Annotated in this window: 13 protein-coding genes; 10 read left to right on the top strand and 3 right to left on the bottom strand. The window is 73.0% G+C overall.

The genetic code is table 11. The features are described from left to right. Window positions 1-5 precede the first annotated feature (5 nt). From sucB to ACZ303_RS00240, 3 genes are all read left to right on the top strand, one after another. Window positions 6-1,802: a 2-oxoglutarate dehydrogenase, E2 component, dihydrolipoamide succinyltransferase gene (sucB, locus tag ACZ303_RS00250; RefSeq protein WP_467333426.1), complete on the top strand. Its 1,797-nt coding sequence runs from the start codon at window positions 6-8 to the stop codon at window positions 1,800-1,802. Window positions 1,803-1,980: 178 nt separating this feature from the next. Further along, complete coding sequence (locus tag ACZ303_RS00245) at window positions 1,981-2,604, top strand: GntR family transcriptional regulator (RefSeq protein ID WP_467333424.1); 624 nt, start codon at window positions 1,981-1,983, stop codon at window positions 2,602-2,604. A gap of 230 nt (window positions 2,605-2,834) precedes the next feature. Then, a complete protein-coding gene (locus ACZ303_RS00240; protein ID WP_467333422.1) occupies window positions 2,835-3,860 on the top strand; it encodes a helix-turn-helix transcriptional regulator in 1,026 nt (341 codons plus the stop codon). On the opposite strand, the gene ACZ303_RS00235 is transcribed toward ACZ303_RS00240, so the two are convergent. Next, complete coding sequence (locus ACZ303_RS00235) at window positions 3,811-4,755, bottom strand: SDR family oxidoreductase (protein WP_467333420.1); 945 nt, start codon at window positions 4,753-4,755, stop codon at window positions 3,811-3,813. The two genes, ACZ303_RS00240 and ACZ303_RS00235, sit on opposite strands and share 50 nt — an antisense overlap. Window positions 4,756-4,972: 217 nt before the next feature. Between ACZ303_RS00235 and ACZ303_RS00230 the strand changes: the two genes are divergently transcribed. The 3 genes from ACZ303_RS00230 to ACZ303_RS00220 all read left to right on the top strand — a co-directional run bounded on the left by ACZ303_RS00230 (window position 4,973) and on the right by ACZ303_RS00220 (window position 7,940). Continuing rightward, window positions 4,973-5,491: a DUF4240 domain-containing protein gene (locus ACZ303_RS00230; RefSeq protein ID WP_467334573.1), complete on the top strand. Its 519-nt coding sequence runs from the start codon at window positions 4,973-4,975 to the stop codon at window positions 5,489-5,491. Window positions 5,492-5,536: 45 nt separating this feature from the next. Further along, complete coding sequence (locus ACZ303_RS00225; RefSeq protein ID WP_467334572.1) at window positions 5,537-6,442, top strand: TIGR01777 family oxidoreductase; 906 nt, start codon at window positions 5,537-5,539, stop codon at window positions 6,440-6,442. Between the two features lie 172 nt (window positions 6,443-6,614). After that, window positions 6,615-7,940: an NAD(P)/FAD-dependent oxidoreductase gene (locus ACZ303_RS00220; protein ID WP_467333418.1), complete on the top strand. Its 1,326-nt coding sequence runs from the start codon at window positions 6,615-6,617 to the stop codon at window positions 7,938-7,940. A gap of 112 nt (window positions 7,941-8,052) precedes the next feature. Here the strand turns inward: ACZ303_RS00220 and ACZ303_RS00215 are convergent, their stop codons facing one another. Continuing rightward, window positions 8,053-9,504, bottom strand: coding sequence for a regulator (locus ACZ303_RS00215; protein WP_467333416.1), 1,452 nt, complete (start codon window positions 9,502-9,504; stop codon window positions 8,053-8,055). A gap of 267 nt (window positions 9,505-9,771) precedes the next feature. Between ACZ303_RS00215 and lipB the strand changes: the two genes are divergently transcribed. The 4 genes from lipB (at window position 9,772) to ACZ303_RS00195 (ending at window position 12,799) form a co-directional block, all read left to right on the top strand. Next, a complete protein-coding gene (gene lipB / locus ACZ303_RS00210) occupies window positions 9,772-10,554 on the top strand; it encodes a lipoyl(octanoyl) transferase LipB (protein WP_467333414.1) in 783 nt (260 codons plus the stop codon). 121 nt (window positions 10,555-10,675) lie between these two features. Beyond that, a complete protein-coding gene (gene lipA, locus ACZ303_RS00205; protein WP_467333412.1) occupies window positions 10,676-11,641 on the top strand; it encodes a lipoyl synthase in 966 nt (321 codons plus the stop codon). A 218-nt stretch (window positions 11,642-11,859) separates the two neighbouring features. Beyond that, a complete protein-coding gene (locus ACZ303_RS00200) occupies window positions 11,860-12,108 on the top strand; it encodes an SCO2195 family GlnR-regulated protein (RefSeq protein WP_467333410.1) in 249 nt (82 codons plus the stop codon). A gap of 10 nt (window positions 12,109-12,118) precedes the next feature. Beyond that, complete coding sequence (locus tag ACZ303_RS00195; RefSeq protein ID WP_467333408.1) at window positions 12,119-12,799, top strand: DUF4191 domain-containing protein; 681 nt, start codon at window positions 12,119-12,121, stop codon at window positions 12,797-12,799. An 84-nt stretch (window positions 12,800-12,883) separates the two neighbouring features. Here the strand turns inward: ACZ303_RS00195 and ACZ303_RS00190 are convergent, their stop codons facing one another. Further along, window positions 12,884-13,351 (bottom strand): RDD family protein, encoded by a 468-nt coding sequence (locus ACZ303_RS00190; protein ID WP_467333407.1) that lies wholly within the window; start codon window positions 13,349-13,351, stop codon window positions 12,884-12,886. Between the last annotated feature and the right edge of the window lie 117 nt (window positions 13,352-13,468).

Here is a 13,468-nt window from a genome sequence, read left to right as displayed (position 1 = left end):
CAACCATGGCGGTTTCCGTAACACTGCCGGCGCTCGGCGAGAGCGTGTCCGAGGGCACCGTCACCCGTTGGCTCAAGGCCGAGGGTGAGCGTGTCGAGGCCGACGAGCCGCTGCTCGAGGTCTCCACCGACAAGGTCGACACCGAGATCCCGGCCCCCGCGTCCGGCATCCTGGCCTCCATCAAGGTCGCCGAGGACGAGACGGTCGAGGTCGGCGCCGAGCTGGCCATCATCGACGACGGCACCGGTGCCGCCGCCGAGACCCCGGCCGCCACCGAGGCCCCCGCCGCTCCGGCCGAGGCTCCGGCCCCGGTCGCCGAGGCGCCCGCCGCCCCCGCCGAGGCCCCGGCCCAGGAGGCCCCCGCGGCCCCCGCCGCCGGTGCCGCCGAGGGCACCCCGGTCGTGCTCCCCGCCCTGGGCGAGTCCGTGACCGAGGGCACCGTCACCCGCTGGCTGAAGCAGGTCGGCGAGTCGGTCGAGGTCGACGAGCCGCTGCTCGAGGTCTCCACCGACAAGGTCGACACCGAGATCCCCGCCCCGGTCGCCGGCGTCCTGCTGGAGATCAGCGTCGGTGAGGACGAGGTCGCCGAGGTCGGCGCCAAGCTCGCCGTCATCGGTGCCGCCGGTGCCGCTCCGGCCCCGGCCGCGCCCGCCGCCGCCCCGGCTCCGGCCGCCGCTCCGGAGCCCACCCCGGCCCCGGCCCCGGCTCCGGCCGCTGCCCCGGCTCCGGCTCCCGCCGCTCCGGCCCCGGTCGCCGCTCCGGCTCCGGCCGCCGCTCCGGCTCCGGCCGCCGCTCCGGCTCCGGCCGCCCCGGCCGCCCCGGCTCCGGTCGCCACTCCGGCCCCGGCCGCCCCGGTCGCCGCTCCGGCCGCCGACGGCGCGTACGTCACGCCGCTGGTGCGCAAGCTCGCCGCCGAGAACGCCGTGGACCTCACCTCGGTCCAGGGCACCGGCGTGGGTGGCCGCATCCGCAAGCAGGACGTCATCGCCGCCGCCGAGGCCGCGAAGGCCGCGCCGGCCCCGGCCCCGGCCGCCGCGCCCGCCGCCGCCCCGAAGGCCGCCGCCGTCGAGGCGTCGCCGCTGCGCGGCCAGACGGTCAAGATGACCCGCATGCGCAAGGTCATCGGCGAGAACATGATGAAGGCCCTGCACGGCCAGGCGCAGCTGACCTCCGTGGTCGAGGTGGACATCACCAAGATCATGCGGATGCGCAACAAGGCCAAGGACGCGTTCGCGCAGCGTGAGGGCGTCAAGCTCTCGCCGATGCCGTTCTTCGTCAAGGCCGCCGTCCAGGCGCTGAAGGCCCACCCGGTCGTCAACGCCCGGATCAACGACGAAGAGGGCACCATCACCTACTTCGACTCCGAGAACGTCGGCATCGCCGTCGACTCGGAGAAGGGCCTGATGACCCCGGTCATCAAGGGTGCGGGTGACCTCAACATCGCGGGCATCTCCAAGAAGACCGCGGAGCTCGCGGGCAAGGTCCGCTCGGGCAAGATCAGCCCGGACGACCTGGCCGGCGCGACCTTCACGATCAGCAACACCGGCTCGCGCGGTGCGCTGTTCGACACGGTCATCGTGCCCCCGAACCAGGTCGGCATCCTCGGTATCGGTGCGACCGTCAAGCGCCCGGTGGTCATCAACCACCCGGAGCTGGGCGAGACCATCGCCATCCGTGACATGACCTACCTGGCGCTCTCCTACGACCACCGTCTGGTGGACGGCGCCGACGCCGCCCGCTACCTGACCACGGTCAAGCAGCTGCTGGAGGCCGCCGAGTTCGAGGCCGAGATCGGCCTCTGAGCCTCCACCTCGTGAGGCGGCACGCCCTCAAAGGGCGCGGCCCCGGTCCCGTATCCGTACGGGCCGGGGCCGCGCCCTTTTTCGCGGGCGGGCCGGCGGCGTCCGCCGCGCCCCTTTTCCGCCCTTCGCACCGGGATAATGACGTCCCGTCCCCGCGCCCGCTAAGGAGCATCCATCCATGGCCACACCCGTCGTGCACTCGCTGCGCGAGCAGATCCGCGAGCACATCCTCGAGGGGATCGTGGGCGGGCGCTGGCAGCCGGGCGAGCGGATCGTGGAGCGGCGGATCGCCGCGGAGCTGTCGGTGAGCCAGACGCCGGTGCGCGAGGCGCTGCGCGAGCTGGAGTCGCTGCGGCTGATCGAGTCCTCGCCCAACAAGGGCGTACGGGTCCGGGAGCTGACCGCCACGGATCTCAAGGAGAGCTATCCCGTGCGGGCGGGCCTGGAGCAGGTGGCCGCCGAGCTGGCCGCGCCCGTCCTGGCCGAGGACGTCTCGGCGCTGGAGCCGGAGGTGACCGCGCTGTACGCGGCCGACCGGACCGGCGACGGGGAGGCGCAGGCGCGGCACACGGTGGCCTTCCACCGGGAGATCGTGAAGGCGGCCGGCAACGCGGTGCTGCTGCACACCTGGGAGTCGCTGGGCATCGAGGTGTGGACGACGCTGTCGATCCGCTGGCTGAGCCCGGAGCCCCGCGCGTACGCGGAGGACCACGCGGAGATCGTGGCGGCGTTCGCGCGGCGCGATCCGGGCATCGGCGAGCTGCTGAAGACCCATGTGCTGAGCTGCGCGCCGCGCGTGTGACATGAGGGCGGAGTCGGTGAGGATTTGACGCCAGGGATTGATCGATCATCGATCAAAGGCGTATCGTCTTCGCGGAGCCGCGTCCGCACCGCCCTGTCCTGCGACCGGAAGCGGCTCCGGGATGACAACAGGAGTCCGTGCGTCTTCCATGCCCTGGCCGGCGCACGGGTCCTGTCGTCGCCGCCGTCGTCGCACGCGGCCGTGTCGGTGCCCCAGGGCATGATGGGCGCATGCGCGCGGCCCGGCTGATCCAATTGGTGCTGCTCCTCCAGTCCCGGGCGTCGATGACGGGGTCCGAACTGGCGCGGCGGCTCGAAGTCTCGGAGCGCACGGTCGCCCGGGACGTCCTCGCCCTGTCCGAAGCGGGCGTCCCCGTCCTCGCCGACCGCGGCCGCTCCGGTGGCTACCGCCTCGTCGGCGGCTACCGCACCCGCCTGACGGGCCTCGGCCGTACGGAAGCCGAAGCCCTCTTTCTCTCCGGTGTGCCCTCCGCGCTGCGCGACATGGGCCTGGCCGACGCCGCCTCCGCCGCCCGCCTCAAGGTCTCCGCCGCCCTGCTGCCCGACCTGAGCGACGCCTCCGCGAGCGCCGCGCAGCGCTTCCACCTCGACGCGCCCGGCTGGTGGCAGCCCGCCGACCCGCCCGCCCTGCTGCCCGTCGTCGCCGGGGCGGTCTGGGACGACCGCCGGCTGACGGGCCGCTATCCGCGGCGGGACACCGAGGTCGAGCGCGAGCTGGAGCCGTACGGGCTCGTCCTGAAGGGCGGCGTCTGGTATCTCGCGGCACGCGCCGACGAGCGGTTCCGGGTCTACCGCGTGGACCGCTTCACGGCCGTGACCGCCGGGGAGGACCGATTCGAGCGCGAGGAGGCGTTCGACCTGCCGGCCTTCTGGGCGGAGCGGGCGGCGGAGTTCGCCCGCTCGATCCTGCGCGAACGGGCCGAGGTGCGCCTCACCCCGGACGGCGCCCGGCTGCTGCCGCACGTGACGGACCGTGTGGCGGCCGCCGAGGCGCTGGCGGCCGCGCCGGACCCCGACGGCCTCGGCCGCGTCACCGTCACCCTGGCCGTGGAGTCCCTGGAGGTGGCGTACGCCCAGCTGCTGGCACTGGGCCCCGACGCCGAGGTGCTCGGGCCGCCCGAGCTGCGCGAGCGCTTCGCGCGGGCGGCGGAGCGGAGCGCCGGGCTCTACGCCCGGCCGCCCCGCCCTACCGGTAGTCGGCCTCCTGCGGATCCTTCCCCGCCTCCAGGTCCATGATGTAGCGCCAGGCGTCCGGGCGGGTGCCGTCGGTGTCGGTGAAGCCGTAGACGCCGGCCAGCTGCCCGCTGGAGAGCGACTGCCCGTTCCAGCGCGCCACGTCGGGGTCGGCGGCGAGCGCGGCCACGGCCCGCCCGACGAAGACGGGGCTCTCCGAGATGCAGAAGTGCGGGTCCTCCCGCAGCGCGTCGCGCCAGGTCTCCTCGGTCACCTTCTTGTAGGTGTCCAGCATCGCCTCCGACCGCAGATAGCCCGGTGTGAGGCAGACCGCCGTGCACCCGAGGTCCTTGAGCTCCTCGCCGAGCCCCATGGCCATCCGGATCGGCGCGTATTTGGCGAGGTCGAAGGAGAGGTGGCCGCGGTACCTCGCGTTGTACTCGGCCGTGCCGTCGGTCACCTCGACCACCAGCCCGCCGGGCCGCCGGGTCAGCAGGGGCAGCGCGAAGTGGCTGGTGATCATGTGGGAGTCGATGCCGAGCCGCAGGATGCGCAGGTCCGCGTCCAGGTCGTGCTCCCACATCTTCCTGGCGAAGCCCTCGGGGAAGCCGACCAGGTGGTCGCCGCCCCACAGGCCGTTGACGAGCACGTCGAGCCGCCCGCACTCCCGGTCGATCCGCCGGATCAGCGCCTCGACCTGGTCCCGCTCCAGATGGTCCGTCGGGACGGCGAACCCCGTGCCACCCGCCGCCGTCACCAGCTCGGCCGTCTCCTCGATCGTCTCCGCGCGGCCGATCTCGCTGCGGTGCTCCCGCGTGGTGCGGCCCGTCGCGTAGACGGTGGCCCCCGCGGCGCCCAGCGCGACGGCCATGGCCCGGCCCGCTCCGCGCGTCGCGCCGGCGACCAGTGCGACCTTTCCGGCCAGCCGTCCCGCCGGTGCGCTCCCGGTGTCCTCCACGTACCTGTTCCCTTCGCTCGAACGATCTCGGTACGCGGCCGACCCTGCCACCGAAACATGACATCTTCTGTCTGGTTTTTCTGGGACTTCGTCCTTCCTCCGTTTCCTTCCCCGGCCTCCCCGAGATCCCTTTCCGGCGACGCACCGGTAACGACACGGCCGCATCCGGTCCGCTCCGCGTGCGGGGCCAGGTCGTTGGCCTGATGCTGGTGCCGTGATGGACGAGACGGAGTTCTGGGACCTCATCGACAGCACGCGCGACGCGGCCGGAGGTGACGCCGAGGAGCAGGCGGACTTGCTGGTCGAGGCGCTGATGCAGCTCGACCCCGACCGTGTGGTGGACTTCGCCCGGCATTTCGAGGCGCGCTACAACCGCGCCTATCTCTGGGACCTGTGGGGCGCCGCCGCCGTGCTGCTCAACGGCGCGAGCGACGACACCTTCGACTTCTTCCGCTGCTGGCTCATCGCCCAGGGCCGGGAGGTCTTCGAGGGCGCGATACACGACCCCGACAACCTCGCCGATCTCCTGGAGGACTTCGACGACGAGGTGGACGGTGACGCGGAGGACCTGGGCTTCGCGGCCGACGAGGCGTACGAGCAGCTCACCGGCGCGGAGACGCCCGACCTCGGGCTGCCGAACCCGCCGCCCGAGCCGCTGGGCGCGGTGATCGACCTGGAGGACGAGGCGGCCCTGGCCGAGCGGTTCCCCCGGCTGTGGGACCGGTTCGGGCGATGACGGACACGGCCCGGTCCCTGTATCCCGCGCCCGGTGCCGGGCAGGATGGGCCGTATGCGGATTGCGATCACCGGTTCGTCCGGGCTCATCGGCACGGCGCTCGTACGCTCCCTGACGGCCGACGGCCACGAGGTCGTGCGCCTCGTCCGGCGGCCGGTGCGCGCCCCCGGGGAGGTCTTCTGGGACCCCGAGGGGCAGCGGGTCGACGCGGAGGGGCTCGTGGGGTGCACGGGTGTGGTGCACCTGGCGGGCGCCGGCGTGGGCGACCACCGCTGGACCGACGCCTACAAGAAGAAGCTGCGCGACAGCCGGGTGCTGGGCACCGGTGCGATCGCCGAGGCCCTGGCCTCCTTGGACACCCCGCCGCGCGTGCTGATCAGCGGCAGCGCCATCGGCTTCTACGGGGACACCGGCGGCCGGCCGGCGGACGAGAGCGCCCCGCCCGGCGAGGGCTTCCTCGCGGACCTGGCCCAGGAGTGGGAGGACGCGGCGGCGCCCGCCTCCGAGGCGGGTGTACGGACCGTCCTGGCGCGCACCGGGCTCGTCGTGGCCCCCGGCGGGGCCTGGGGCAAGCTGCTCTCGCTCTTCCGCCTCGGCCTGGGCGGGCGGATCGGCGACGGGCGGCAGTACTGGAGCTTCATCGCCCTGCACGATCACATCGCGGCCCTGCGCCACCTCCTGGAGACGGACGGCCTGGCGGGGCCCGTGAACCTGACGGCGCCCCATCCGGTCACCAACCGCGAGGTGACCGCGGCGATGGGGCGCGTGCTGCACCGGCCGACGCTGCTGGCCGTCCCCGCGCCCGCGCTCCGGCTGGCGCTCGGCGAACTGGCCTCCGACCTGCTGCGCAGCCAGCGCGTGGAGCCTCGGCGGCTGTTGGACTCCGGCTTCTCGTTCGCCCACCCGCGGATCGAGAGCGCCGTACGCGCGGCGCTGGCGGACCCGCGCTGAGCGCCTGCCGTGCCCCAGGCCGTGGCATGTGCTACCGCCGTGCGACCGTGCTCTGTCCGTGCGCGACTGTTGTTGACCGATTTTCTCTCTACGGTCGAGGCAATTCGCGCATCGCCGCTGCCCGTTGAGGGCATCAGGCCCCAGAGCGAGCGGACCGATCCCGGGAGGGCACGTGCTCAGCAGCGCACGCGAGACCGCACACGAGACCGACGTCGTCATCGTGGGAGCCGGCCTCGCCGGACTCTCGGCGGCGCACCGGCTCACCGCCGCCGGAGTAACCGTCACCGTCCTGGAGGCCGCTCCTTACGTCGGGGGCCGGATGACCACCGACCGGATCGACGGCTTCCGGCTGGACCGTACGGCACAGCTGCTCAACACCGCCTTCCCGGAGCTCCTGCGCACCCCGGGTCTGGACGGACTGGCCCTGCGCCCCTTTTCCCCGGGGGTGCTGGTCCACGCCGACGGCCGCAACCACCGCGCGGGCGAACCCCGTGGCGGCAAGCGCGCGTTCACCACGGCACGCGCCTTCGCGACCGCCGCCCGCGCCTCGCGGCCCGGCGGCCTCGACCAGGCGCGCCTGGGCACGGCGCTGGCCCGCCTGGCCGCCCTGCCCGCCCACCGGGTCCTCGCCCGGCCCGACCGGCCCACCGCCGACACCCTCACCGGGCGCGGCCTGCCGGCCCGTACGGTCGAGGGCTTCCTGCGCCCCCTGCTGGCGTCCCTGCTGTGCGACCCGGACCTCACCACCTCCAGCCGCTGCGCCGACCTGGTGCTGCGCGGCTACGCCCGGGGCCGCCTCTGCCTGCCCGCCGGCGGTGCCGACACGGTCCCGGAGCTGCTGGCGGCGCTGCTGCCGCCCGGCACGGTCCGTACGGGCGTGCACGCCAAGGCCGCCTGCACCACATCCGTCAGCACCGCCGAGCACGGCGAGATCCGCTGCCGGTCGGTCGTCGTGGCCACCGGCGCCCGCGCCGCCGCCGAACTGATCCCGGGCCTGCGGCTGCCGGGCTTCCACCCGGTGACCGTCCTGCACCACACCGCCCCCGAGCCACCGCTGCGCGACGCCTCGCTGATCATCGCCGGCGGCCGGCGCGGGCCCGTGGCGCACACCATGGTCGCCAGCGAGGTCGACCCTTCCCGGACGCCCGACGGCCGGGCGCTGATCACCTCGACGGTGCTCGGCACGGCGGCCGGGCTGCCGACCGCCCAGCTGGACCGCGCGGCCCGCGCCCAGCTCGCCCGCGTCTACGGCACGTCCACCACCGACTGGGACCTGCTCTCCGCCCACCACGACCCGGACGCGGTCCCGGCCATGCCGGCCCCGCACGACGTCCGGCGCCCGGTCCGCCTGCTGTCCGGCCTCTACGTCTGCGGCGACCACCGCGACACGAGCACCGTCCAGGGCGCCCTCTTCTCGGGCCGCCGCGCGGCACTGGCGGTCCTCCGCGACCTGGGCATCCGCACCCCACTGGAGGCGGAGGAGCTGAGGGCGGCGTAACGGACCTCCCGGACGGGCTGCACTCACGCCCGTCCGGGCAACCGTTCAGCCCGTCCGGCGATTGAGGACCGGGGACCGGGGCGGAGCCCCGAATCCTGAACGCGCACCCGCCCTACAGCATCGCCACCTTCTCCCGATAGGCGCGTACGGCCGCGGCATCGCGATACGGCTCCAGCCGCCGCTCGAAGTCCCGCACATACTCCAGCGCCCGAACCGACCGCATCTCCGCGGCCTGCGCCGCCGCCTCCGCCCCGAGCGTGCACGCCTGTTCCAGCTCGCCCAGCCCCAGCCGCGCCGTCGCCAGCACCACCCGGCAGAAGAGCCGGCTGCGGGCGTACGCCTGGCTGCGCAGTTGCAGGGAGCGCTCCGCGTGCTGCGCCGCCGCCCGGTACTGCTGGAGGTCGCGGTGGCAGTGCCCGAACTCGTCCGCCAGCTGCGCCTCGTCGAAGAACCGGGCCCAGTACGGCACGTCGTCGCCCGGCCGCGCGGTCTCCAGCGCCCGTTCGGCCCGCGCGAGCGACGCCGAGCAGGCCCGTACCTCGCCGAGCACGCCGTGCCCGCGCGCCTCGACCGCGTGGAGCAGCGACTGCACCACCGACGGCGCGCCGGAGCCCACGCCCTGCTGGGCCACCCTGGCCAGCTGCACCGCCTCCCGGCCGTGCCCGAGATAGACCGCCTGCCGGCTCATGGTGATCAGCACATAGCTGCCGTACGAGCGGTCCCCCGCGGCCTGGGCCAGCCGCAGCGCCTGGACGAAGTAGCGCTGCGCCAGGCCGTGCGCCGCGATGTCGTACGACGTCCACCCGGCGAGCCGGGTCAGGTCGGCGACGGCGGCGAAGAGCCGGCGTCCCGTGGACTCGCCGTACGTGCCGCGCAGCATCGGCTCGGCCTCGTGCTCCAGATAGCGCACCAGGGCCTGGCGGGCGTGGCCGCCGCCGTAGGCGTGGTCGAGGGTCCGGAACAGCTCCCCCACCGACCGCAGCGCCGCGATGTCGCCCATCGAGACCCGGCCGCCGGGCCCGCGCTCGGCGTGCCGCTGGCGCGGCGGGTGGCCCCGCTGCTGGGCGGGCACCCGGGTGCCGCCCTCCGCGAGCGGCGGGGGTGCGGCGCCGCGGGCGACGCGCTCGTCGGCGCGGCCGATCAGCCAGTCGCGGCTGGGCACCACCAGTCCGGCCGGGGTGAAGGCGATCTTCCGCAGCTCGGTGTGGCTGCCGGAGTCCTTTCGCCAGAGCCCGCTGACGATGTCGATGGCCTCCTCCGGGGACGCGGCGAATTCCAGCCCGGCGTACACCGGGGCGCACGCGTCGAGCCCGAGGTCCTGTGCGGACAGCCGTCGGCCCAGGCGCCGGGTGAAGACCTCGGCGATCAGCGCCGGTGTCGTACCGCGCGGCTGCTGCCCGCGCAGCCATCGGGTGACGGAGGTCTTGTCGTAGCGCAGGTCGAGGCCGTGCTCCAGCCCTAACTGATCGACGCGCCGAGCCAGCCCTGCGTTGGAGAAGCCCGCCTCCGCGATGAGCGCGGCTAGCTGACGGTTGGGGATGCGCTGCGGGGGTCGTTCCGTCATCAGCCTGCCGGTCTCCCTGATCGCGTTCTGGAACGGCGTGAATTTAGCGCCGGCCGACGCCCTGATCGCTACCTTCGCCCCGCATTCATCCGATCGTGTGAGGACAGATCAAATACGCATGGAAGGCGGCCCGGGTCGACCGGCCGCCTGCGGGAACGTCAGTGCGCCGCCGTACAGTGGCAAGGGCGCGGCTGCCGGGTCGGGAATCGCGCGAGAAGCACCGAAATGTGCACCACATGGTTCGAATAGGTTCGAAGAGGAGCTGCCGTGAGTGAGCTGCGCTTTGTCCACCTGGGCTTCGGGACGGACGCCGTCGAGTATCAGGAGGCATGGCAGGAGCAGCGGCGGGTCCACGCGGCGCGTTTCGCGGACGAGATCCCGGACACCTGCCTGCTGCTGGAGCACCCGGCGGTCTACACCGCCGGACGGCGCACGGAAGACAGCGAGCGCCCCCTGGACGGCACCCCGGTCGTCGACGTCGACCGCGGCGGAAAGATCACCTGGCACGGTCCGGGCCAGCTCGTGGGCTATCCGATCCTGAAGCTGCCGCGCCCGGTCGACGTGATCGCGCACGTACGGCGCCTGGAGGAGGCCCTGATCCTCACCTGCGCGGACTTCGGCCTGGAGACCACCCGGGTGGAGGGCCGCAGCGGCGTGTGGGTGCTGGGCGACCCGGTGGCGGAGCGTCCGGCGGTCGGCGGGCTGGACCTTGACTTCGACCCGCGGCTGACGGACGAGGAGTTCGACGCCCGGCTCAACGGCCCGGAGTACGCGCCGTCCAACGCCGGCCAGCGCCGCGAGGACCGCAAGCTCGCGGCCATCGGCATCCGGATCGCCAAGGGCGTGACGATGCACGGCTTCGCGCTGAACTGTGACCCGGACAACACCTGGTTCGACCGGATCGTGCCCTGCGGGATCCGCGACGCGGGCGTGACCTCGCTCTCCAACGAGCTGGGCCGGCGGGTGCCGGTGGCCGAGGTGCTGCCGGTGGTGGAGAAACGGCTGCGGGAGGTCCTGGAGACCGCCGAGCCGCTGCCGAGGGCGGTGTAGCCCGGGAATGAGCCCCGCGCGGTGGAGGTTGTCCAACCCGTAACCACTGCACGTAAACACGTATGAATTAACGGGCGTACCCTGGTGTTCGCCGAGGAATCGAAGTCATAGGGAGCCGGACGTGTCCGCTGTCGCACCCGACGGACGCAAGATGCTGCGCTTGGAGGTCCGGAACGCCCAGACCCCCATCGAGCGCAAGCCCGAGTGGATCAAGACCCGGGCGAAGATGGGTCCCGAGTACACCGAGCTTCAGGGTTTGGTGAAGCGCGAGGGCCTGCACACCGTCTGCCAGGAGGCGGGCTGTCCCAACATCTACGAATGCTGGGAGGACCGCGAGGCGACGTTCCTCATCGGTGGCGACCAGTGCACCCGGCGCTGTGACTTCTGCCAGATCGACACCGGCAAGCCGCAGGCGCTGGACCGCGACGAGCCGCGCCGCGTGGGCGAGTCCGTCGTCACGATGGACCTGAACTACGCCACCATCACCGGCGTCGCCCGCGACGACCTGGAGGACGGCGGCGCCTGGCTGTACGCCGAGACCGTGCGCCAGATCCACCTCCAGACGGCCGGGCGCGAGGCCGGCCGCACCAAGGTCGAGCTGCTCGCCCCCGACTTCAACGCCGTTCCCGCGCTGCTGGAGGAGGTCTTCGCCGCCCGCCCGGAGGTCTTCGCCCACAACGTCGAGACGGTCCCGCGGATCTTCAAGCGGATCCGTCCGGGCTTCCGCTACGAGCGTTCGCTGGAGGTCATCACCAAGGCCCGCGAGGCCGGCCTGGTGACCAAGTCGAACCTCATCCTCGGCATGGGCGAGACCCGCGAGGAGATCAGCGAGGCGCTGCGCGACCTGCACGAGGCCGGCTGCGACCTGATCACCATCACCCAGTACCTGCGCCCGTCCGTGCGCCACCACCCGGTGGAGCGCTGGGTGAAGCCGCAGGAGTTCGTGGAGCTGAAGCAGGAGGCGGACGAGATCGGCTACGCCGGAGTCATGTCCGGTCCCCTGGTCCGTTCCTCGTACCGCGCGGGCCGGCTGCACCAGCAGGCGATGGAGCGGCGCGCGGCGGAGGCGTCGACCCAGGCGGTCTGAAGCCCGTCCCGTTGATCTCGCGGCCCGTACCGAGCCCTCCCACAGGGGGGCACGGTACGGGCCGCGTCAACGTTTCATAGGTGTTTGACCAACACGTCATCCATTGGTAACACCGTTCAGTAACGATGGAAGCACGCACCGCAGCAGTACATCGGTCACACCGCACCGCCAGCCCCCCGCTGTCCAGTCACCACTTCCGCTCCCGAGGGGACCACGACATGCAGGCCGCGCCGGTTCGCGCCTCTTCCGCTCCGCCCTCAGCACTGCCCGCCACGCTCTCCGTACGCCCTCCGTCCGTCACGGACGCCCTGCGCGCCCTGGAGGGGCTGCTGATGCGCGGTGGGCAGCGCACCGCCCGCCGGAACGCCTGGACGGCGGTGCTGGAGGACCGACGCCGCGCCAAGGACCGGCGCGAGGCGCAGTATGTGCTGGAGGCCGTGGCCGCCCCAGGTCCGCGGGCGACGTAAACTGCGTTTTATGGCGAGGAAGGAAACATCCGAGAACCCCGGGCGACTGAAGCAGATCGCCCTGACCTACAAGATGACCAAGAAGGTCGACTCGAAGGTCGGTCTTGTCGTCGCGGCTGTGGGAATCGTCACCTTCGGTGTCCTCCTCGCGATCGGCTTCTGGATCGGCCACCCGGTCTACCTGGGCATCCTGGGCTTCCTGCTGGCCTTCCTCGCGATGGCGATCGTCTTCGGGCGGCGCGCCGAGCATGCCGCCTTCGGGCAGCTCGAAGGACAGCCGGGAGCCGCCGCCGCGGTCCTGGAGAACGTCGGCCGCGGCTGGACCATCACCCCGGCGGTGGCGATGAACCGCAGCCAGGACGTGGTGCACCGGGCCGTCGGCAAGGCCGGCATCGTGCTCGTCGGAGAGGGCAACCCCAACCGGGTGAAGAGCCTGCTCGCGGCCGAGAAGAAGCGCATGGCGCGCATCGTCTCGGACGTGCCGGTGCACGACATCGTCGTGGGCGACGGCGAGGGCCAGGTGCCGGTCAGGAAGCTCCGTACGACCCTGCTCAAGCTGCAGCGCGTCGTCCCGGGTCCGCAGGTGACGGCCACCAACGACCGGCTGCGGGCGCTGGGCGACATGATGAGCAACATGCCCATCCCGAAGGGGCCGATGCCGAAGGGCGTGCGGGCACCGAAGGGCCGCTGAGGCGGATCACGACCGAACGAGGGCGGGGCGGAACCGAGAGGTTCCGCCCCGCCCTCTTGCACTTGCGTGCCGCTGCCGCGCCCCTCAGATCCGCACCTGGACGGCGCGGGCGAGCCGGTCGTGGAGGCCGCGGGTGTCCCGGTCCCAGATGACGGCGGGGACGACGACCGCGAGGAGTACGCTGCGCAGTAGGACGCGCGGGAGCGTGAGCCGCCCGCCGCCCTCGCTGATGACCCGCAGCCCGAGGAGCCGCTTTCCGGGTGTGCAGCCGACCGTACCCACCGTGATCACACTGAGTACGAAGAAGATCAGCAGGGCCCAGTTGCCCGCCTGCTGGGGCTTGCCGTCCGCGAGGAGGGCGTAGGCGATGAGCATGCACAGCGCCCAGTCGATGAAGATCGCTCCCATGCGCCGCCCGAGCGGCGCGACCGAGCCCGGCCCGCTCTCCGGCAGCCCGAGACGCTCACCCCGGTACCCGAAGTCGACGCCCATCTCCTCGGCGGCCGCGCGCGGGCCGGAGAGCCATGAGCCGATTGCTTGCCTGTTGTCCACCGGTCCACGGTACTGCGACCGCATACGTTCCCTTCGGCCCGGGTCGGGCGTACGGCGTTTCGGCCGGACACGGGCCGCGCTCCGGTTAACCTCGGCGAAACAAATGGGTCATGCTTG

This window comes from Streptomyces sp. NPDC023527 (assembly GCF_055560115.1).
The sequence above is the reverse complement of the archived record's forward strand: the minus strand, read 5'-3'. Positions and strand labels throughout refer to the sequence as shown.